20 protein-coding genes are annotated in these 21,105 nt (G+C 61.6%); 12 read left to right on the top strand and 8 right to left on the bottom strand.

Going from position 1 to position 21,105, the window contains the following annotated elements; all coding sequences use genetic code 11:
• Window positions 1–68: 68 nt before the first annotated feature.
• The gene (locus IV091_RS07445) at window positions 69–593 is read right to left on the bottom strand and encodes a peptidylprolyl isomerase (RefSeq protein WP_293467105.1); all 525 of its coding nucleotides are present in this window, start codon (window positions 591–593) and stop codon (window positions 69–71) included.
• A gap of 14 nt (window positions 594–607) precedes the next feature.
• On the opposite strand from IV091_RS07445, the gene IV091_RS07440 reads away from it, so the two are divergent.
• From IV091_RS07440 to IV091_RS07430, 3 genes are all read left to right on the top strand, one after another.
• Window positions 608–1,843, top strand: a complete 1,236-nt coding sequence (locus IV091_RS07440) for a cupin domain-containing protein (RefSeq protein ID WP_293467102.1) — start codon at window positions 608–610, stop codon at window positions 1,841–1,843.
• Between the two features lie 55 nt (window positions 1,844–1,898).
• Complete coding sequence (locus tag IV091_RS07435; RefSeq protein ID WP_293467099.1) at window positions 1,899–2,411, top strand: hypothetical protein; 513 nt, start codon at window positions 1,899–1,901, stop codon at window positions 2,409–2,411.
• 287 nt (window positions 2,412–2,698) lie between these two features.
• Entirely contained in the window at window positions 2,699–2,944 is a 246-nt protein-coding gene (locus IV091_RS07430) for a hypothetical protein (protein WP_293467096.1), read from the top strand.
• Between the two features lie 106 nt (window positions 2,945–3,050).
• Here the strand turns inward: IV091_RS07430 and IV091_RS07425 are convergent, their stop codons facing one another.
• The 4 genes from IV091_RS07425 to IV091_RS07410 all read right to left on the bottom strand — a co-directional run bounded on the left by IV091_RS07425 (window position 3,051) and on the right by IV091_RS07410 (window position 6,687).
• Window positions 3,051–3,821 (bottom strand): MBL fold metallo-hydrolase, encoded by a 771-nt coding sequence (locus tag IV091_RS07425; RefSeq protein ID WP_293467094.1) that lies wholly within the window; start codon window positions 3,819–3,821, stop codon window positions 3,051–3,053.
• A 40-nt stretch (window positions 3,822–3,861) separates the two neighbouring features.
• Complete coding sequence (bamC, locus tag IV091_RS07420) at window positions 3,862–5,028, bottom strand: outer membrane protein assembly factor BamC (RefSeq protein WP_293467091.1); 1,167 nt, start codon at window positions 5,026–5,028, stop codon at window positions 3,862–3,864.
• A gap of 17 nt (window positions 5,029–5,045) precedes the next feature.
• Window positions 5,046–5,930, bottom strand: coding sequence for a 4-hydroxy-tetrahydrodipicolinate synthase (gene dapA / locus IV091_RS07415; RefSeq protein WP_293467089.1), 885 nt, complete (start codon window positions 5,928–5,930; stop codon window positions 5,046–5,048).
• A 79-nt stretch (window positions 5,931–6,009) separates the two neighbouring features.
• Entirely contained in the window at window positions 6,010–6,687 is a 678-nt protein-coding gene (locus IV091_RS07410; RefSeq protein ID WP_293467087.1) for an FCD domain-containing protein, read from the bottom strand.
• Between the two features lie 185 nt (window positions 6,688–6,872).
• On the opposite strand from IV091_RS07410, the gene IV091_RS07405 reads away from it, so the two are divergent.
• From IV091_RS07405 to IV091_RS07390, 4 genes are read left to right on the top strand one after another with little or no spacing between them, the layout of a single operon-like run.
• On the top strand, window positions 6,873–8,063 hold the full coding sequence (locus tag IV091_RS07405) for a CaiB/BaiF CoA-transferase family protein (protein ID WP_293467085.1): 1,191 nt from the start codon (window positions 6,873–6,875) through the stop codon (window positions 8,061–8,063).
• A complete protein-coding gene (locus tag IV091_RS07400) occupies window positions 8,063–8,872 on the top strand; it encodes an enoyl-CoA hydratase (protein WP_293467083.1) in 810 nt (269 codons plus the stop codon). Before IV091_RS07405 ends, IV091_RS07400 begins: the two co-directional genes overlap by 1 nt.
• 48 nt (window positions 8,873–8,920) lie before the next feature.
• Window positions 8,921–9,907 carry a zinc-binding dehydrogenase gene (locus IV091_RS07395; protein ID WP_293467081.1) on the top strand — a complete coding sequence of 329 codons (987 nt, stop codon included), beginning with the start codon at window positions 8,921–8,923 and terminating at the stop codon, window positions 9,905–9,907.
• Between the two features lie 38 nt (window positions 9,908–9,945).
• Window positions 9,946–10,917 (top strand): tripartite tricarboxylate transporter substrate binding protein, encoded by a 972-nt coding sequence (locus tag IV091_RS07390; protein ID WP_293467079.1) that lies wholly within the window; start codon window positions 9,946–9,948, stop codon window positions 10,915–10,917.
• Between the two features lie 21 nt (window positions 10,918–10,938).
• On the opposite strand, the gene IV091_RS07385 is transcribed toward IV091_RS07390, so the two are convergent.
• Both IV091_RS07385 and IV091_RS07380 read right to left on the bottom strand, forming a co-directional pair.
• A complete protein-coding gene (locus tag IV091_RS07385; RefSeq protein WP_293467077.1) occupies window positions 10,939–11,508 on the bottom strand; it encodes a class I SAM-dependent methyltransferase in 570 nt (189 codons plus the stop codon).
• 243 nt (window positions 11,509–11,751) lie between these two features.
• The gene (locus IV091_RS07380) at window positions 11,752–12,993 is read right to left on the bottom strand and encodes an MFS transporter (RefSeq protein WP_293467075.1); all 1,242 of its coding nucleotides are present in this window, start codon (window positions 12,991–12,993) and stop codon (window positions 11,752–11,754) included.
• A 163-nt stretch (window positions 12,994–13,156) separates the two neighbouring features.
• Here IV091_RS07380 and IV091_RS07375 point away from each other — a divergent pair, with 163 nt between their 5' ends.
• The 4 genes from IV091_RS07375 (at window position 13,157) to parC (ending at window position 19,666) form a co-directional block, all read left to right on the top strand.
• Window positions 13,157–15,127 (top strand): DNA topoisomerase IV subunit B, encoded by a 1,971-nt coding sequence (locus IV091_RS07375; protein ID WP_293467073.1) that lies wholly within the window; start codon window positions 13,157–13,159, stop codon window positions 15,125–15,127.
• An 83-nt stretch (window positions 15,128–15,210) separates the two neighbouring features.
• The gene (locus IV091_RS07370; RefSeq protein ID WP_293467071.1) at window positions 15,211–16,020 is read left to right on the top strand and encodes a lytic transglycosylase domain-containing protein; all 810 of its coding nucleotides are present in this window, start codon (window positions 15,211–15,213) and stop codon (window positions 16,018–16,020) included.
• A complete protein-coding gene (locus IV091_RS07365) occupies window positions 16,020–17,222 on the top strand; it encodes a diguanylate cyclase (RefSeq protein WP_293467068.1) in 1,203 nt (400 codons plus the stop codon). Before IV091_RS07370 ends, IV091_RS07365 begins: the two co-directional genes overlap by 1 nt.
• An 80-nt stretch (window positions 17,223–17,302) precedes the next feature.
• Entirely contained in the window at window positions 17,303–19,666 is a 2,364-nt protein-coding gene (gene parC / locus IV091_RS07360) for a DNA topoisomerase IV subunit A (RefSeq protein WP_293467065.1), read from the top strand.
• A gap of 138 nt (window positions 19,667–19,804) precedes the next feature.
• Here the strand turns inward: parC and IV091_RS07355 are convergent, their stop codons facing one another.
• Window positions 19,805–20,287, bottom strand: coding sequence for a MarR family transcriptional regulator (locus IV091_RS07355; RefSeq protein ID WP_293467062.1), 483 nt, complete (start codon window positions 20,285–20,287; stop codon window positions 19,805–19,807).
• A gap of 143 nt (window positions 20,288–20,430) precedes the next feature.
• On the opposite strand from IV091_RS07355, the gene IV091_RS07350 reads away from it, so the two are divergent.
• Window positions 20,431–21,105 (top strand): FAD-dependent monooxygenase (locus IV091_RS07350; protein WP_293467060.1); only part of this gene is annotated, 675 nt, incomplete at its 3' end.

The raw sequence follows: 21,105 nt of genomic DNA, 5'->3' as shown, positions 1-21,105 counted from the left end.
TTTCATAAAAAAGCGGCGCTGCAGTTCAACTGCAGCGCCGCTTTTTTTTGTGCCACCGGGCAGCGTTATCAGTGCAGGGTGTCGTTGCCAGGAATGAGCGGCTCCAGCTTGAAAAAACCGGTGCCCATGGTGCCCTGTCCGATTTCGTCCTCGGTGGCATCACGCACCGACTCGACCTTGATGGCCAGGCGAATGGCGATTCCAGCAAGGGGATGGTTTCCGTCAAGCACCACATGTTCAGGGTAAATTTCCGTCACCGTGTAGATGAAGTCTTGTGGCATTTCCCCGCTGGCGCCTTCTGGCAGGGCAGCGCCATCGAAGGTCATGCCCTCTTCAAGTTCGGCCGGAAAAATGGCGCGTGGCTCCAGGAAAACCAGGTTTTCATCGTAGTCGCCAAACCCGTGTTCGGGCTCCAGGTGCAGCTCAAGTGCGTCTCCAGCTTCGTGGCCTTGCAAGGCTTCTTCAATTTTGACCAGCAAATCGTCGCCGCCAAGCAGGAATTCGACGGACTCGTCCAGTTCGTCCAGTACATCGCCCAGAGTATCTTTCAGCGTCCATGTAAGGGCTACGACGCATTGTGGGGTGATTTTCATCCGACAATTGTCCCATGGATATAAATCAACCTCTTGACCTCCTCGCTGGCCTGAGCCCAGCGCAATTCATGCATCGGCACTGGCAAAAAAAGCCGCTTCTTGTGCGCCAGGCTATTCCCGGATTCAAGCCTGTATTGAGCCGGGCGGCGCTGTTCAAACTGGCGACGCGCGAGCAGGTTGAATCCCGCTTGATTGTTCAGCAATCCAACGGCTGGCGCATGAAGCAGGGGCCTATGGGCCCCAGAGCTCTGCCCCCTTTGGCCAAGCCGGGATGGACTTTGCTCGTGCAAGGCGTGGACATGCATGACGCTGGTGCGCATGCCTTGCTGCAGCAGTTCCGTTTCGTCCCCGATGCCCGGCTGGACGACCTGATGATCTCGTATGCAACGCCTGGCGGTGGCGTAGGTCCGCACTTTGACAGCTACGATGTGTTTTTGTTGCAAGCCAGCGGACAACGGCGCTGGCGGATAGGGCGGCAAAAAGACCTGACGCTGCAGCCGGGCGTGCCGCTCAAGATACTGCAGAACTTTGAGCCAGAAGAAGAGTTTGTGCTTGAGGCGGGCGACATGCTTTACCTGCCGCCCGGCTATGCGCATGATGGCATCGCTGAAGCGGCGCTTGGCAGCGACGGCAAGCCCGCTGACTGCATGACTTATTCTGTGGGTTTTCGGGTCCCGAGCCGAAGTGAGCTGGCCGCCGAATTGCTGCGCCGCCTGGCAGAGTTTTCAGAGGACGAGGAAGAAGCCCAGGCCAGTGGCGAAGGCCGGCGCCGGGCCGGACGCCCGCCGCGCCTGTACCAGGACCCTGGTCAGGCCGCAACCGCGACCCCGGCCGAGTTGCCGGCCTCGTTGGCCGCCTTTGCCGGGCAGGCCGTGCTTGATGCGCTGAAGGACCCGCTGGCCCTTCACTGCGCGCTGGGCGAGTACATGACGGCACCCAAACCCACGGTCTGGTTTGACGAGCCTGTGCAGGGATGGTCTGAGGAGGCCGCAAAATCGGGCCAAAGCAGTGTTCATCTGGATGCGCGTACCCGGATGATGTATGACGGTGATCACGTGTTTATCAACGGCGAAAGCTACCGCGCCAAAGGCGCCGATGCCCGTTTCATGCGCCTTCTGGCGGATCAGCGCAGCCTGCTGCCCCAGGCGTTGCGCAAGGCCAGTGCATCGGCTTTGGCGCTGCTGGAGGACTGGCATGGCGCAGGCTGGTTGCTGCAGGATTTGCCTGAATCGCCGGGTGCTGATTGCTGATGCCTGAGCGGCGCTAATTTAACGAAAAATCAGACCAAGCCAACGGGAAAATCGCATGGATGCTCAATCACCTCCCGCTTTGCCTGCTGCCTTGCTTGAAGGTCGATTTAGCGGCCGCAGCGAGTTTACAGAACTGATTCGCCACTCATTGGGTGTCGCTGCTCTGAAGGGATGGCGTGAAATCATTTGGTGTGACCCCGACTTTGCAGACTGGCCTCTGGGTGAGCGCGCTGTTGCCCAGTCCCTGCAAGACTGGTCCAAAGCCGGGCGCAAGCTCACGATACTCGCCAAAAACTACGATGAGGTGCAGCGAAGGCACATGCGCTTTGTAACCTGGCGGCGAACCTGGTCGCATCTTGTGGAATGCCGTGCAATGGGCACGACCCCTGCCGCTGATCTGCCCAGCGCGTTCTGGGGACCCGCTTGGGCCTTTGAGCGAACAGACCTCCAGCGGTGTGCCGGCATCGCAAGCGCTGACGCGCTTGGTCGCGTTGCCTTGAAGGAGCGGTTGAATGCGTTGCTGCTGAAAAGTGTGCCTGCGTTTCCTGCGACTATCCTTGGGCTGTAGTTGGGCGTGTGTCAGGAACCGACGGGCGCGAACAAGCCTGCTTCAGCCTCTGAAGTGATTTTTTTGATGTGTGCTGGCGGGCTGTGGTTTTTTTGGAACTACTTGCGAGCGTGGCGTCACGATGAGCCCTCTAAGGGTTTTCATGCTTGTATATTCCGACATATAATTTGTGGCTGGGTAGAAAGAGTTCGAATTCTTTCCCTGGTCAAAACATAACTTGAATTTTGGTTTGGGTTTCTTTTGACAAACTCCGGAAACAGTTTTCTTAATTCATCAAGGATCTAAAAATGAACAAATCACTCGTTATGGCAGCAATTGTTGCCGCTGTTGCACTGGCTGCCTGCGGTAAAAAAGAAGAAGCCCCCATCGTTGTAACGCCAGCACCGGTTGTGGTTGTTCCTGCTGCTGAACCTGCAGCCGCAGCAGCCGCTGCTTCCGCTTCCGAAGCAGCTGGTTCCGCCGCTGCCGCCGGCGCCGCTGCTGCTGCTGCCACTGACGCAGCTGCATCTGCTGCCAGCGAAGCAAAGAAGTAATCACTTCGTGATTCATGAAAAAGCCGCCTCCGGGCGGCTTTTTTGTGCCTGCTGCTGTTTGCGCGGGGTCACGGGACTTGAAACCAGCCCATGGTCTTCACCAGGCCTAAACTGAAAGCCAGCGTGTGCCACTGCCTGCATCTGCAATAGTGACTTCGGTCATGCTCCCGAGTGCGTCCGCCATGGCTTGATAGGCGAGTTCCGGGCGGTTATTTTGCTCACTCAGGTGGGCTGTTACCAGGTGCTTGAGTCCTTCGTGTGCCAGGGATTGGGCAATTGCGCCGGCCGCATGATTCGACAAGTGGCCGTATTTTCCGCCGACGCGACGCTTCAGGAAAGGCGGATAGCGCGACTGTGCCAGCAGGTCGCTGTCGTGATTGCACTCGAGCAGCAAGGCATTGCAGTGCTCCAGATGTGCCAGCAGGTGCGCCGTGGCGTGGCCGAGGTCGGTCAGAATTCCCAGTTTCGCCGCGCCATCCGTGCAGCTTAGCTGCAACGGCTCCCGGGCATCATGGGGCACCGTAAACGGCATGATCTGCAGGTCACCGAGGTCAATGGCTTCGCCGTCGCGCGCGGTGTGGAGCAGGCCGCCGAAGTCAGGCGAGCCTATGCCTTCGTAGGTGCCGCTGCTCATCCAGACCGGCACACCATGACGGCGCGAAAATTGACGGGCACATCCAATATGGTCGCTGTGCTCGTGCGTGATAAAAATGGCATCGATATCTTCATCGGCCAAGCCCGCGCCAGCCAGGCGGACAGAAAGCTGCTTGAGTCCAAGACCGCAATCCACCAGCAGCCGAAGGGGCCTGCGGCTGGTGACTTCTACCAGCGTGGCGTTGCCGGTGCTGCCACTGCCCAGGCTTTTAAACCTCAGCACGGTGGCATGCGCGGATATATCGATTCAAATAGACCTGCGCTTACTTCAGGTCGTCGGCAATCACCTGAACAATGCGTTGCGCATTGGAGGACGATTCGGGCGCACCTTGCTCGTTCAGAACGGACACCGTGGTGTTTTCGCCCTGGCTCTTGAGGGTGATGCGGTACTTCAGCGGCTTCACTGCGGGTGCTGAGCCACTGAACAGTTTGCTGAAGAAGCCCGCTTCGCGCTTGTCGGTCAAAGGCGCCACGTAGCGCACGAAGTAGGTGCCCTGGCTGCGGTCACGATCTTCCACTGTAAAACCAGTGCGGTCCAGCGCCAGGCCGACCCGCCGCCAGGCGCGCTCGAATCCTTCATCGATCTGCACGACGGGCAGGTTGTTCACCGCGGCGACGCGGGACGTTGGCTTGCTGGCAACACCTGCGGCTACGAGCGCTTTCGATTGTTCCTGCGTCACGCCCAGCTTGACCATGAGGCGGCGCAGAAATTCGGCCTCCAGCTCTGGGTCGGCCGGACGTGGTTGCCAGATCGTGCCGTCACCCGTGCCACCGCTTTTTCCACCGGTCACCACTTCGACCATGCCGCGATGGCTGATGTAGACCTCGGTGCCGCCGTCGGGCCTGCGTTCAAGGCGGGTGCGAAACTTGTCACGCTCCCCGGTGGAGTAAACGCTGTCCAGCAATTTGCCCAGGGTGTTGCGAATGAAGTCCTGCGGCAGCTTGGCTCTGTTTTCGGCCCAGTCTGTTTCCATGATGCCGAGGTTTTCCTGGTCTTGCGCCAGCAAAAATCCGCTCTCAAGCCAGAAAGTACGTACGGGGTCCCAGAGCTTGTCTGCAGGGCGGTTGATCACCAGCCAGCGCTGTGAGCCCGCGCGCTCGACCCGCACGTCGCCCACGGTAGCCGCTGCCGTGGCCACGGTCTGGGTCGGCTGGCCCACCTGGTAGCTGCTTGCTGAGACCGCTGCGCCGGGAACGACGTAGCGGGTTTCACGGGTCAACTGGGTCAGGTCGGGCGGAATATCGAGGGAAGGGGCTTTAGCGCCGCTCGATTTGTAGTCGACCCGTTCGCCTTCCATGACGTCTTTGAGGGTGGAGCAGCCTGCCAGCAAACTGACAGCAAGAAGCGCAGACAGCGCTGCGGCGCTTTGGACTTTCGTCAAGGCTGAGCGCTCGGAGAAAGTAGGTGTCGTCGTCGGCAATGTCTTCACGTGGTATTCCTTAAAAATCAGATCAGGCCGCAGGCACGCAGTGCGTTTTCTACGGCCGCTTCATTCGACGTTTCCAGCGGTGTCATGGGCAGGCGCAAGGTGCCGCCGCAAAGCCCCATCCGGGCCATGGCCCATTTGACGGGAATCGGGTTGGCTTCGACAAACAGGTTTTTGTGTAGCGGCAGCAGCTTGAACTGCAACTCCATGGCGTGCCTGACTTCGCCTGCCAGCGCGGCCATGCACAGCTCATGCATCAGCCGGGGCGCGACGTTGGCGGTCACGCTGATATTGCCCTGTCCGCCGCAGAGCATCAGGGCTACGGCGGTCGGGTCATCGCCCGAATACACGGCAAAGCCTTTGGGGACTTCCTTGATCAGCCATTGCGCGCGCTCGATGTTGCCGGTGGCTTCCTTGATCCCCACAATGCCGGGCACCTGGGCCAGGCGCAGCACGGTCGCGTGCTGCATATCGGCGACGGAGCGGCCGGGGACGTTATACAACACCGTGGGCAAATCCCCCACGGCCTCGGCAATTGCCTTGAAGTGCAGGTACTGTCCTTCTTGAGTGGGTTTGTTGTAGTAAGGCACGACCTGCAACTGGCAGTCGGCGCCCACCTGCTTGGCAAACCGGGCCAGCTCAATCGCTTCCGCGGTCGAGTTGGCGCCGCAGCCAGCCATGATGGGCACGCGCTTGCCAGCCTGCTCGACCGAGACGCGGATGATTTCGCAGTGCTCGTCGACATTGACAGTGGGCGACTCACCGGTGGTGCCGACCACGCCGATGCAGTCAGTGCCTTCGGCGATGTGCCAGTCCACCAGTTTGCGCAGGGCGGGGTAGTCCACACTGCCGTCTTCATGCATGGGGGTTGCCAATGCAACGATGCTGCCTGTAATGGTTTTCATGTCTTTGGGTCTGGTTGAGGGGCCGGATACTGGCGGTTAGATCAGCGTGTCGGGCCAATCCTGCATTCTACTCAGTGCGCTAGCCGGACAGGGGGCTGTCGTCGTCGATGCTGGCCAGCAAGCGTTGGCGCCCCGACAGTACATGGCGTTCGGCGGCTGATTTTGCCTTGGCCCTGGCGCCTTTGATGATGGCCTCATAGATAGACCGGTGTTCGATGTTGGAGCGCCGCATGTTGCCGGGCGAATTGAAGTACCGGCGCCTGAACAGGTGCAACTCCTTGACATAGTCGTCATAAGTTTCATGGGCCCGCTGGTTGTTGGACAGGCGCAGGATCAGCGCGTGAAACTGCAGGTTCAGGTCGTAATAGCGGTCCGAATCTTCTGCGTCGCAGGCGGCATCCATCTGGGTGAGCAACTGTTCAAATTGCTGCTTGTGCTCTTCATGGGCATGTTCGGTCGCGCGTTCGGCGGCAAATCCGAAGACCAGTGCGCGCAAGTCGTAGATCTCCAGCATCTCGCGGACCGAGATCTGCCGCACAAAGACGCCGCGGTTGACCACGGCCTTCACAAGCCCCAAGCCCGTGAGCATGCGAATGGCCTCGCGGATGGGGCCGCGGCTGGTCCCCATGCGCAGCGCCAGCGCCGCCTCATTCAGGCGTTCGCCAGGTTTGAGCGCGCCCGTGTAAATCAGGTGTTTGAGCGCATCCGCAATGAAGAGCGGCAGTCCCTGTTCGGGCTTTTCTTTGGGTGAAGTCATGGCTGGAGGTGCCGGTTGCGTAGGGTATGGACGCGTGGAGCACGTGGCCGGATGGTAACTGAAAGAAGGGGTGGATGGCCTTTGACGCGTCGAAGTGTTGTCTATTTTGAAAAAAGTGTTGACACTTAAGTCGTGGTGAGATGACACTTGCATTTTGTTTTTTTGTCTCTTTCTGGATTTCAAACATGCCTCACATGCCTGCATCTTCTGCACTCCAGCGCTTTCGCGTGGTGGATCTCACCCAGGTCCGGGCCGGGCCGACGGCCTGCCGCCAACTGGCCGACTGGGGGGCGGATGTGATCCAGGTCCAGATGCCCGAGCACATGCGCGGCGATGACACGCTGGGCGGGCAGGAGGGCTCGGACTACCAGTACACGCACCGCAACAAGCGCTCGATCACCCTGAACCTCAAGGAGGCCGAGGGCATCAGCGTCCTCAAGCGCCTGATTGCCGGCGCGGACGTGGTGGTGGAGAACTTTCGTCCCGACGTCAAGTTTCGCCTTGGCATCGACTATGAAAGCCTGCGCGTGGACAACCCGCGCCTGGTGTACGCCAGCATTTCTGGGTTTGGACAGTCGGGTCCGCTGGCCGGGCGCCCTGGCTTTGACCAGATCGCCCAAGGCATGGGCGGGCTGATGTCTGTGACCGGTCTGGCCGAGCAGGGACCTATGCGCGTGGGCATTCCGATTGCCGACCTGTGCGCTGGAATATTTGCGGCCCAAGGCATTCTGGTGGCCCTGCTGGAGCGCGAAAGCTCCGGCAAGGGCCAGTGGTTGCATACGTCGCTGCTGGAGTCCATGGTCTACATGATGGATTTTCAGACCTCGCGCTGGCTGATTGATGGTGAAATTGCCACCCAGGCGGGAAATTTTCACCCCACCAGCATCCCGACCGGGGTGTACAAGGCGCGTGACGGGTATATGAATATCGCCGTGTTCGGTTCCAAAATATGGGAACGGTTTTGCGACATCATGGGCGCACCGGAGTGGGTCAGCGATGAACGCTACAAAGACAAAAAGGGGCGATCGGTCAACCGCGATTCGCTCAATGCCGAAATCAACCGGCGACTGGCCGAGCAGGACCGCGCTTACTGGATCGAGCGTATGAATGCGGGTGGTGTCGCCTGTGGCCACATCAGCAATATGAAGGAAGTGTTTGAGGAGCCGCAAATTCAGCACCTCGATATGGTCAAGGACGTGGTGTCCACCCATCTGGGCGCGCAGCGGCTCGTGGGCCAGCCCATGCAACTGCAGCGCACGCCCAGCACGATTGCCCGTGCCGCCCCGCGCCGGGGCGAGCATACCGAGGAAGTCCTGGGTGAACTGGGCTTGAGCGCTGCAGACCTGGCGCGCATGAAATCAACTGGAGTGTACTGATGACAACGACAAGCTATGAGTCCCCCACCGAGCGCGTGCAGACCTGGCTCAATGCCTCCACGCTGCATATCCGCTTCAATAACCCGGCACGCCACAACGCCTTGTCGGTGGACATGTGGGAGGCCGTCCCCGCGCTCCTGCACCAGGCGCAATCCGACGACCGGGTGCGGCTTGTGGTGTTCTCGGGCGCCGGTGAAAAATCATTTGTGTCCGGCGCCGATATCTCGCAATTTGAAGACATGCGCGCCGCCCAGGAGGCGGTGACGCGCTACGAGCACATGGCGGAAAACGCGCTGATGAGCATTCTTGACTTCAGCAAGCCTACGCTGTCGTGCATTCGCGGCTATTGCATCGGGGGCGGGGTGAATGTGGCGATCAGCTGCGACATCCGCATTGCTTCTACCGACTCGGTATTTTCGATTCCCGCTGCCCGACTGGGCCTGGGCTACCGTTACTCGGCCATGAAAAACCTGGTGGACCTGATCGGTCCCGGCGCCGCCAAGGATTTGTTTTTCACGGCGCGCAAGATCGACGCCAGCGAGGCCAGATCGATGGGGCTGATTTCCCGGGTGTGCGCGCCCGAGCAACTGCCTGCCCTGCTGGCCGAGTACACCTCTGCAATGGAGGTCAATGCGCCGCTGACCATACGCGCGGCCAAGGCCATTACGGCTGAAATTCTCAAGCCTTCGCCTGACCTGGACAGGGCGCTGTGCCAGCAACTGATCCGCGGCTGCTTTGACAGTGCCGACTACGCCGAGGGCCGCAAGGCCTTCATGGAAAAGCGCAAGCCCGTCTTTACCGGGAAATAAGCGCGCTTCATTTCAGCCTCAATAAAACAGATAGAAAGAACCACACCCATGCAGTCTTACTGGATGAAGATGACCGGGGACCAGGCCGAACTGGAATTGCGCGAGGTACCGCAGCCCGAGCCCGGCCCACAGCAGGTGCTGGTGCGCCTGCACGCAGCCAGCCTGAATCGGGGCGAGTTCATTGCCGGCCATGGGCTGCACGGCACATCGGGCACCGCCAAGGCCGTGGGCGCCGAGGGGGCAGGCGAGGTGGTCAAGCTGGGAGCGGGCGTCAGCAGCCTGAAGCTGGGCGATCGGGTGATGGGCCGCTGTCCGGGAGCCTTTTCAGAATATGCCGTCATGGATTTGCGCGAAGCCATGTTGATGCCCGCAAACCTGTCGTGGGAGCAGGCGGCCAGTGTTCCGCTGACCTTTCTGGTGGTCTATGACATGCTGGTACTGCAGGGCCGCCTGGCCGCCGATGAGTGGCTGCTGATCAATGGTGTGTCTTCCGGGGTGGGTGTGGCCGCCTTGCAGACCGCCAAGGCCCTGGGGGCGAAGGTGATAGGCACGTCCGGCTCGGCCGAAAAACTCGCTCGCCTCACGCCGCTGGGCCTGGATGTGGGCCTGTGCACGCGCGCCGCTGATTTCCACGACGCCGTGATGCAGGCCACCGGTGGCAAAGGCGTGAACCTGGTCGTCAATACCGTGGGCGGGTCGGTGTTTGCCGAAAGTGTACGCTGCATGGCGTTTCAGGGGCGGCATGCAACGGTCGGCTATGTCGATGGCGTGCTCAAGGCCGAGATCGACGTCGAGGCCTTGCATGCCAGGCGCCTGACGTTTTTCGGTGTCTCCAACAAGCAGCGCACGCCTGAGCAGCGCGCCCAGGCCGTGCCAGGCTTCATCAACGACATCGTGCCGGCGATTGCGGCGGGCCGCATCAGGCCGCTGGTGGACAAGGTTTTTCCCTTTGCGCAACTGGCCGAGGCCAAGGCGCATATGGAAGCCAGCGGACATCTCGGCAAGATTGTGCTGGCCATCCCGGGCGAACGCTAGACCGCATTTCGAATCATCAAAAAAAGGAGACACACATCATGAAAAAATCAAACATTCTGTTGGCGCTGGTTCTTGGCAGCCTGAGCCTGGGTGCCTTCGCCCAGGCGCCCGCGTATCCTGCCAAGCCGATCCGGCTGCTGGTCGGATTTGCGCCAGGTGGTGCAGCGGACTATGTGGCGCGCGCCATGAGCGACGCGATGGGCAAGGCCATGGGCCAGCCCATCGTGATTGAAAACCGTGCAGGTGCTGGATCAAGCATTGCGGCGGAACTGGCTTCCAAGTCCGCGCCGGACGGCTACACCGTGCTGATTGCCAGCCCGAGCAGCATTTCGGTCAACCCTGCGCTCAATAGCAAGCTGGGCTATACGGCACGTGATCTGATGCCCATTACCAAGGTGAGCAGTTCACCCCTGGTGATTGCCGCCAACCCCGCATCAGGCATCAATTCGGTGCAGGACCTGATCGCCCAGGCCAAAAAATCACCCGGCACGCTCAACTACGCCACATCGGGCAACGGCTCGGCGCCGCATCTGGGCGCCGCACTGTTCCTGCAACTGACCGGTGTGGAAATGACGCATATCCCGTTCCGCGGTGGTGGCCCGGCCGTGCAGTCAGTGGTTGCGGGTGACACGCAACTCACGTTTGGCACGCCGCCCTCGGTCTTGCCCATGATGCAGGCTGGCCGTTTGCGCGGCCTGGCCGTCAGCACCCGGGAGCGGTCAAGCCTGGTTCCCGGCGTGCCGGGCATGGCCGAGGCCGGTTTGCCGGCTTACAGCATCGAGTTCTGGTACGGGCTGTTTGTGCCAGTAGGCACGCCCCCCGCCGTTGTCAAGAAGATATTTGATGCTGCGACCACTGCCATGCAACAACCCTCGGTCAAGGCCGCACTGGCGCGCGAAGGCACGGAGGTTGCGCTGTCGGCTTCGCCCGAGCGGTTTTCAACGTTTCTGAATGAGGATGCCAAGTTCTGGGTCAAGCTGGTGAAGGACGCCGGCGTCAAGCTCGATTGATGGCTGCCCGCTACAAGGCCATTAGCTGAGGGGGTAGCGGGCCACGGTTCCCGTTGAAGACCTTTCCCGGACTGCGGCAATCCGCTGCACGAAGCGGGGCGGGGCGTCCAGGTAGCCTTCTTCAAAGGCGACGACCCGCAGTTCCTTGCAGAGGTCCAGCAACTCACCGGTCCGAAGTAAAAAGTCGGGCCGGGAAGGTTTTCCGACCGTTTCGTTGCCTTGGGTAAAGGTTTCGTAAATCAGCACGCCGCCGGGCGCCAGGCTGTCCAGCAGCGTGCGCATCAAGGGGCGCCACAGATAGTTGGTGACCACTACCGCGTCAAACTGCCGGCCCGCAAACGGCCAGGGGCCATTTTCAATGTCAGCGACGACGGCTTCGCAGGCAGATGCCGGAAGGGCAATGGATTCAATCGCTTCCCGCGACCGGTCCACCAGCACCACCGGATGATGCTGCTCATGAAACCAGCGGGCGTGGCGGCCTTGTCCGCAGGCGACGTCCAGCACCACGCCGTGTTGGGCAACAAGGTGCGACCAGCGCTGGACCCAGGCTGATGGGGGCACTGTGTCGTGCAAATCTATGGGTTCTTTCACCGGAAATTCTCTTTGTGGTGGAGGGATCAGCAGGGAAAAGTTAACCGATACGTTTTTGGTAGCTAGGTATCCCCGCCCTTATTGGGCTAAGGGCTAAAAAGCTTAAATATGACGCAAGCGGCCTAAAAGCAGCTCCAGACCTGGTCTGCCACGGTCAACAGGAAGTCAGGCCGTGTGTAGAGGGCAAACACCGCCAGCAACGCCATGCCGGCAAGCGTCCACAGAATCAGCTTTTGCGCCATGTCATGCCCCCTGCGGCAGCTTGCCATGGTGGGGCCTGGCAATCGGCGTTTCGCGCACCGGCAGGTTCACCAGCGCTGCCAACACACCCAGCGCAATCGCTATGTACCAGACGATGTCGTAGCTGCCGGTCCGGTCATACAGGTAGCCGCCCAGCCACACGCCCATGAACGAGCCGATCTGGTGGCTAAAGAAAATGAAGCCGCTCAGCATCGACATATGCTGGATGCCGAAAATCTGCGCCACCATGGCGTTGGTCGGCGGCACCGTCGACAGCCACAGCAGGCCCATCAGGCTGGAAAAAATATAGACGCTGGCCGGGCTCAGTGGCGCGGCGAGAAATACGGCGATGACGACGGCGCGCGACAGGTAGATGGTGGCCAATATCTTGCGTTTGGCGATGCGCTGACCCAGCGAGCCCGCAATGTAGGTGCCAAACACGTTAAACAGGCCAATCAGCGCGAGCGCATAGCCGGCCACCTGCGGCGACAGGCCTTTGTCCTTGAGGTAGCTGGGCATGTGAACGCCAATGAACACCACCTGAAAGCCACAAACAAAGTAGCCGGCCATCAGGAGCTGAAAGCTCGGGTACTTGAGTGCCTCGCGCAGCGCCTGGCCAATGCTCTGCGCCCGCCTGGCGGGCGCTCCGCCTGCAAAGCCGGGCTCACGCAGGCCCATCGCGATCGGCACGATCAGCAGCACCGCGCCGCTCAGCACCAGCAAGGCCGTTTGCCAGCCCAGGCTGCTGATCAGGAAGCCTTCGGTCGGCACCATCAAAAACTGGCCAAACGACCCCGCTGCAGCGGCAACCCCCATGGCCCACGAGCGCTTGTCGGCTGAGATATTGCGGCCAATCACGCCGTAAATCACGGCATAGGTGGTGCCCGCCTGGGCTGCGCCAATGAGCACGCCGGTGGTCAGCGTGAACAGCAGGCCCGTCGGGGATAGCGCCATGCCCACCAGACCCAGCGCATACAGCACGGCGCCGCCCGCAATCACTCGAAAGGCGCCAAACCGGTCGGCCACCATGCCCGCGAAAATGCCGAAAATTCCCCAGGCAAGGTTTTGTATGGCAATGGCAAAGGCAAAGGTTTCGCGGGTCCAGCCCTGCGCTTGGGTGATGGGCTGCAGCCACAGTCCAAAACCGTGGCGAATGCCCATGGACAGCGTCACAATAGCCGCACCGCAGGCCAGCACCTGGAACATTGAAATGGATTTTGGTGAAGAGTGGGTACTTGAAGCCATCTCTTGACTGTAACGAAAATCTGGCGAGGCTGCCGCGTCGCTGCGCACCTGTTGCGTCGCCAGGGTGTCAGACCTGTCTTGGGCTCGTGCAGTGGCTGGGCTGTGTATTTGTACAGCTAGTTCCGGGCAGCGGTCTACAATTGCTGCAATCATTTGAACTGCCATGGCCGACAAACTACTTACCGACTATTCTGAAAGCTCGATACGCGTGCTCAAGGGCCTGGAGCCCGTCAAGCAGCGTCCGGGCATGTACACGCGTACCGACAACCCCTTGCACATCATCCAGGAGGTGCTGGACAACTCGGCCGACGAAGCGCTGGCCGGGCACGGCAAAAAGCTCCGGGTCACGCTGCACGCCGATGGCTCTGTCAGTATTGAAGACGACGGCCGCGGCATTCCGTTTGGCCTGCATCCGGAAGAAAATGCGCCGGTGGTGGAATTGGTGTTCACCCGCCTGCATGCGGGCGGCAAGTTCGACAAGGGCAAGGGCGGCGCCTACAGTTTTTCAGGGGGCCTGCACGGTGTCGGCGTCAGCGTGACCAATGCGCTGTCGACCCGGCTGGAAGTCACCTCCTACCGCGAAGGCCAGGTGGCCCAACTGGCGTTTTCCGGTGGTGACGTGATTGAGCCGCTGGTGCTGCGCAAGAACGGCGACGGCGACCGCAAGTGCGGCACCACGGTGCGTGCCTGGCCCGACGTCAAATATTTTGAGTCGCCCGCGCTGCCGATGGCCGAGTTGACGCATTTGCTGCGCAGCAAGGCAGTGCTGATGCCCGGCGTCAGCGTGACGCTGACCACCGAGAAAACCAGGGAAACACAAACCTGGCTTTACAAGGGCGGCCTGCGCGACTACCTGATGCAGACGCTGACCGGCGACCCGGTGATTCCGCTGTTTGAAGGGGAAGGCTTCGCCGACGCCTCGCACGACAGTTTTGCCGAGGGCGAGGGCGCCAGCTGGTGCGTGGCCTTTACCGAATTCGGCCAGCCGGTGCGCGAAAGCTATGTCAACCTGATTCCGACCAGCGCCGGCGGCACGCACGAAAGCGGTCTGCGCGACGGCCTGTTCACGGCCGTCAAGAGCTTCATAGAGCTGCATTCGCTGCTGCCCAAGGGCGTCAAGCTCTTGCCCGAAGATGTGTTTGCCCGCGCCAGCTACGTGCTCTCGGCCAAGGTGCTGGACCCGCAGTTTCAGGGCCAGATCAAGGAACGCCTGAATTCGCGCGATGCGGTGCGGCTGGTCTCCAGCTATGTGCGCCCGGCGCTGGAGCTGTGGCTGAACCAGCATGTGGAGTACGGCAAAAAGCTCGCTGAACTCGCCATCAAGGCGGCGCAAACGCGGCAAAAGGCAGGTCAAAAAGTTGAAAAACGCAAGGGCTCGGGCGTGGCCGTGCTGCCCGGCAAGCTGACCGACTGCGAAAGCAAGGACCTGGCGAACAATGAGCTGTTTCTGGTCGAAGGAGACTCGGCCGGCGGCAGTGCCAAAATGGGCCGGGACAAGGAAAGCCAGGCGGTCTTGCCGCTGCGCGGCAAGGTGCTCAACACCTGGGAAGTCGACCGTGACCGGCTGTTTGGCAACACCGAGATTCACGACATTTCAGTGGCTATCGGCGTCGATCCGCATGGCCCGAACGACACGCCGGATTTGAGCGGCCTGCGCTACGGCAAGGTCTGCATCCTGTCTGACGCCGACGTGGACGGCTCGCACATCCAGGTGCTGCTGCTGACGCTGTTTTTTCGCCACTTTCCCAAATTGATTGAAACCGGCCATGTCTTTGTCGCCAAGCCACCGTTGTTTCGCGTGGATGCGCCGGCACGCGGCAAAAAACCGGCCTCCAAGGTGTATGCCCTTGATGAAGGGGAATTGAACGCCATATTGGATAAATTGCGCAAGGATGGCGTGCGTGAAAATGCCTGGAGCATCAGCCGCTTCAAGGGCCTGGGTGAAATGAGCGCCGAGCAATTGTGGGACACCACGCTCAACCCCGACACGCGCCGGCTGTTGCCCGTGCAACTGGGTAACCAGGATTTCCTGCAAACCGAGGGCTTGATTACCAAGCTGATGGGCAAAGGCGAAGCAGCGGCGCGCCGCGAACTGATGGAGTTGCACGGCGATGCCGTAGAAATTGATATTTGATGAACCCTTGCGCCAAGTTAGTTTCGTTGTTGCCACGGCCAGCTTGGGGCGGGGCCACCCGTTGGCGCGCGCTGGGTTTTTCCTTGCTGCTCATCTTGGTCGCGGCTTTGCAGGCCGTCCCTGCCCGGGCAGATGTATGGGGTTATGTCAATGCGCAGGGCACGGCGCACTTTTCAGCGACCAGGCTGGATGAGCGCTACGAGCTGTTTTTTCGCGGCGGCGGCGGCGGCGGCGGCGAGAGTTTCAACGCGGGCGATAACGGCGAAGCGTCGGGCCGTAGCGCCTACCCGGCGGCGGGCGCGGCAGGGGTACCGCCCAAACTACAGGCCTTTTTTGACGTATCGCCCAACTACAAGGCGGTCAGGCATTTGCTGCGCGAAGCTTCACTGGCGCACGGAATTGACTATGAACTGCTGCAGGCCCTGATCGCTACCGAGTCCGGGTTTGACACCCACGCCGTTTCACCCAAGGGCGCCGTTGGCCTGATGCAGCTGATTCCGCCGACAGCCGAGCGCTATGGCGTCAGAGCCGACAAGACGTCTGCGATCCAGAAAAAGCTGACAGACCCCCGCACCAACATCGGGGCAGGATCCAGGTATTTGAGTTACCTGATCAAGCTGTTCCCCGGCCAGCTTGAACTGGCCCTTGCGGCCTATAACGCAGGCGAGGGCGCCGTGCAGCGGGCGGGCAACAAGATACCGAATTACCCGGAAACCAAAAATTACGTCAAAACCGTGATGCAGCTTTACAACCACCTCAAGCCGCCCGGAGCGATGGCCGCTTCGGGTCGAGTGCGCATGGAAATGATGGGGGGCACCCGTGGTCGCGGCAACATGGTCCCCCTCCAAGTGGCGTCCGGCCCCTCCCCAGAAGTGAAGGCCGTGCGGGACTGATGGACCTGCATCTTGTGTTCAACCCGGGTATTTTTGCGCTGGGTATTGCGGTTGGTGTGCTGGGGCTGGTGCTGCTGCTCAGCCTGATTGTTGGCTACGCCTACGGGGAGCGCACGCTGCTGGGGCTGGCGGCCTATCTGTGCCTCATGGTGGTGGTGACGCTCGCGGGGCAGCGACTGCAGGCCCATGGCGAATTGCTCCAGCGCCTGCCGCTGGTGGCGGGTCCTGCGATGCTGGCCGGGCTCCAGATGTGGCTGCTGAAAAATCGGCAATCCATGGGGCAGATCAAGACCGCCCTGACCCTGCTGGCACTGACCACGCTGGCCCTGGCAGGTTTTTATGCGGTCCCTGGTGCCAATGACTATTTGGCAGTGGCTGCTTTCGCCTGGGTCTTGGTGCTGCTGGCTATTTCCGCCTACGCCGTGGTGCAGTCCCGGGACACCGCAGGTCCCTGGAAATGGTGGCTGCTGGCAGGGCATGTTGCCGGGCTGGCGACAGCCCTGTGGTTTTTGGCCGGGTTTGCCGTGGCCCGGCAAGCCCACGCGCCGGTGGTGCTGATGCTCCTGGTGCAGGTGCCGCCGATTTACCTGGCGCTGGTCTGGCGTAGCCGCCTGCTCAATGAAAGCCGGGTGCGCAGCATTTCTGCCAATGTTACCGACCCACTGACGGGGCTGGCGACCTCCCAGGTGCTGGTGGAACGGCTGATGCGCGTGATGTCGCGTGCCCGTCAAGGCACGGTCAGCAGCGCGGTTTTTCTGATTGAAGTGCAGAACTGGCAGGGGCTGCTGAATCAGCTGGGGCCTGATTCCAGTGAAAAAATGTCGCTGGAAGCGGCGCTGCGCCTGCGGCGCTCCATTGGCGACAATGATCTGGCTGCCCGCATCAGCGGCGGCCGGTTTGCCGTGCTGGCGCAAGGCTTGTCCGGGGTGGCCGAGATCAATGCGATGGCGACCCGGCTGGTGGTGAGCGGCCTGCGCATCGACAGCCCCCAGTTGTCCGGCGTGGAGCTCCAGTTTCGCGTCATCGTCAGCCACCTGACATCGATGCGCCCGATGGCGCTCGCTGCGACGCATGCCTGGCTGACGTCGCTGACCGGGCAATTCAGGCGCTGGCCCCGCAGCCACCGTTCGCGCAGCATATGGCTCGTTGCCGAGGGCGACACCCTCAAGCCTGACGGACCCAAAATCGACTCCGACTACTAGCGCCTTGACTGCTGCCCTTCGGGCGCAGCGGCATGGCATGACCCGCATACCCGCATAACCTGAAAAAACCGAGCCATTTCATGACGGATCTTTTTACGCCGGACGCCCCGGTCCCCGCTCCAACGCCTGAGCCTGCCGATCAGGATTCGCTCGCCGCCTACGCGCAGCGTGCCTACCTTGAATACGCGCTCAGCGTGGTCAAGGGCCGGGCGCTGCCTGATGTGTGTGACGGCCAAAAGCCGGTGCAGCGGCGCATTTTGTACAGCATGGCGCGCATGGGCCTGGGCTTTGGTGGCGCCAATAACGCAACCGGTGCCCGGCCCGTCAAGAGCGCCCGCGTGGTCGGTGATGTGCTGGGCCGCTTTCATCCGCACGGCGACCAGGCCGCTTACGATGCGCTGGTGCGCATGGCGCAGGACTTTTCGCAGCGCTACCCGCTAATCGACGGCCAGGGCAACTTCGGTAGCCGCGACGGCGACGGCGCGGCGGCCATGCGCTACACCGAGGCGCGACTGGCCCGCATCACGAGTCTGCTGATGGAAGAGATTGACGAGGGCACAGTCGATTTCATCCCGAACTACGACGGCTCGACCGAGGAGCCCCGGCAGTTGCCAGCACGCCTGCCGTTCACGCTGCTCAATGGTGCCAGTGGCATTGCCGTGGGCCTGGCCACTGAAATCCCGAGCCACAACCTGCGCGAGGTGGCGGACGCCTGTGTCGCCCTGATCAAAACGCCGCAGCTCAGCGACGAGGAGTTGTACACGCTGATTGCCGGCCCCGACTACCCCGGCGGCGGGCAAATCATTTCGAACGCCCAGGAAATTGCGTCGGCCTACAACACCGGCCGGGGCTCCCTGAAGGTGCGCGCGCGATGGAAGATTGAAGAGCTGGCGCGCGGCCAGTGGCGTCTGGTGGTGCAGGAGTTGCCGCCCGGCGTCAGTACGCAGCGGGTGCTGGAAGAGATCGAGGAGCTGACCAACCCGAAAATCAAGACCGGCAAGAAGGCGCTGAGCCAGGACCAGGTGCAACTCAAGCAGACCGTGCTGTCGGTGCTGGATCTGGTGCGCGACGAGTCCAGCAAGGACGCCGCCGTGCGCCTGGTGTTTGAGCCCAAGACCAGCAAGATCGGGCAGTCCGAACTCATCAACATCCTGCTGGCCCACACCAGCCTGGAGAGTTCGTCTTCCATCAACCTGACCATGGTGGGGCTGGACGGCAAGCCGACGCAGAAGTCCTTGCGGCAAATACTGGTCGAGTGGATCGCGTTTCGCCAGACCACGGTGCAGCGGCGCTCGCAGCACCGGCTCGACAAGGTGCTGGACCGCATCCACATTTTGGAGGGGCGGCATCTGGTGCTGCTCAACATCGACGAAGTGATTGCCATCATTCGCCAGGCTGACGAGCCCAAGGCCGCACTGATCGCGCGCTTTGCGCTGAGCGACCGCCAGGCAGAAGATATCCTGGAAATCCGCCTGCGCCAGCTGGCGCGGCTGGAAGCCATCAAGATCGAGCAGGAGCTGAAAGCCCTGCGCGAGGAGCAGGGCAGGCTGGAGGAAATCCTGGGCAGCCCGACGGCGCTGCGCCGGCTGCTGATCAAGGAAATTGAGGCTGACGCCAAGGTGTTTGCCGACCCGCGCCGCACCTTGATCCAGGCCGAGAAAAAGGTGGTGCTCGACATCAAGGTGCTGGACGAACCGGTCACGGTCGTGGTCAGCAGCAAGGGCTGGGTCCGGGCCCGGGGCGGCCATGGCCACGACGCCGCCAGCTTTGCCTTCAAGGCCGGCGACGGGCTGTACGGCACGTTTGAATGCCGCACGGTGGACATGCTGCTGGCGTTTGGCAGCAATGGCCGGGTGTATTCGGTGCCGGTGGCCGCGCTGCCCGGCGCGCGCGGCGACGGCCAGCCCGTCACCACGCTGATCGAACTGGAGTCGGGCACCCAGTTGGTGCATTACTTTTCCGGACCGCCTTCGGCCCTGCTGCTGCTGTCCGGCTCGGGCGGCTGCGGCTTTCTGGCCACGGTCGAAAGCATGGTGTCGCGCAACAAGAGCGGCAAGGCCTTCATCGGTTTGGGCGAAGGCGAAACCCTGTGCCGTCCCTCGCATGCGCAGGGCAGCAGCGGCAGCCAGCCTTTGTTGCCGGCCACGCATGTCGCCTGCGCGTCTACCGGCGGCCGCATCCTGACGTTTGAGATCAGCGAGCTCAAGCAGATGGACAAGGGCGGGCGCGGCCTGGTGCTGATCGACCTGGATGCCAAGGACACTCTGGCCGGTGCCGCCGCTTACACCCGCAGCGTGAAGATTGAAGGCATTGGACGCGGCGGCAAGGTGCGCGAGGAAACGCTGGAAATCCGCAGCCTGAACAACGCCAGGGCGGCGCGCGCGCGCAAGGGCAAGGCGGCGGACCTGGGCTTCAAACCGGCCGCGATAACCCGGGTGGAGTGATGAAACCCATTGCCGGGCGGGCTGGTGGCCAGCCATGAGGCCATGGCTAAAAATAACTTCCCGCGTCCCCCGGGAATGACGGGAAATTGTTGTTTCCCCTGACAGGCCGAGGGCTGTCAGGGCTTTGTTGAACCATCCTCAGGCCAGCTTGCCGGTTTCGCTGTGCGCGCGGCTGAGTTCCTGGTTTACGGTCACCAACTGGTTCAGCAGGTGCATGAACTCCTTGCGCTGACTGGGCGTCAGCGGCGCCAGGATCAACTCCTGGACCCTTGCCATGCACGGAATCGCATCGGCAAGCAATTCTTCGCCCGCCAGGGTCAGGGTCAGCAAGCGTACCCGGCGGTCATCGGGTGATGCGTTTCGCGTGAGCAGACCGCGCGCCTCCAGCCGGTCCACGACGCCCGCCGTTGTGGATGTGTCCAGGGACACCAGGTTGGCGAGCGTGCGCTGGTCGGTGTTCGGATGGTTGTGCACGGACTGCAGGATGGCGTACTGCACCGGCGTGATACCCAGCGCTTGCGCTTCCTGGTGCGCGATTCCCACCGAGATCTGGTGCAGCCGACGAATGGCGTGACCAGGCATCTGGTCAATGTGAACGGTCTTGCGCGGCTTTGTTTCCATATATTTTCAAGTCTAAGGGTTTTCCCGGATTTATGATTATTTGCATCATCACTACACTAATCATCAGTGTACTTTGTATGTATTCCCGATATTGCCCATAGCCTAGCAACTTTCAACCTCTCAACCATTTCAGGAGTAAAAAAATGAGCGACAAATCAGCCGACCTGCCCGTTCTCGTTGCCGGCGGCGGCATTGGGGGGCTGGCCGCAGCGCTGGCCCTGGTGCGGCGCGGCTTTGCCGTCAAGGTGCTGGAGCAGGCGCCCGAGATCGGCGAGATCGGCGCGGGCATCCAGCTCGGCCCCAATGCCTTTCATGCCTTTGATGCGCTGGGAATCGGAGAAAAGGCCCGCAGCCGTGCGGTCTACACCGACGAGATGGTGATGCATGACGCGGTCGACGGCTCCCTGGTGGGCCGGATCCCGACGGGCGAGGCATTTCGCAAGCGTTTCGGCAACCCCTACGCCGTGATCCACCGCGTCGATGTGCACAAGTCGCTGCTGGAAGGCGCGCAGGAAACCGGCAAGGTCGAATTCCTGACCTCCACCCGCGCCGAGCGCATCGAGCAGGACGAGCGCAGCGTGACGGTCCATGACCAGCGCGGCACCGCCCACAAGGGCATTGCGCTGATCGGCGCCGACGGTGTGAAGTCGGTGGTGCGCGAGCAGTTCGTGGGCGACCTGGCCCGCGTGACCGGCCATGTGGTCTACCGCGCCGTGATCGACAAGAAGGACTTCCCGGCTGACCTGCAGTGGAACGCGGCCGCCATCTGGGTCGGCCCGAACTGCCACCTGGTGCACTACCCGCTGCGCGGCGGCGAG

It is taken from the genome of Polaromonas sp. (genome assembly GCF_018780625.1).
Classification (GTDB): Bacteria; Pseudomonadota; Gammaproteobacteria; order Burkholderiales; family Burkholderiaceae_C; genus Polaromonas.
The sequence above is the reverse complement of the archived record's forward strand: the minus strand, read 5'-3'. Positions and strand labels throughout refer to the sequence as shown.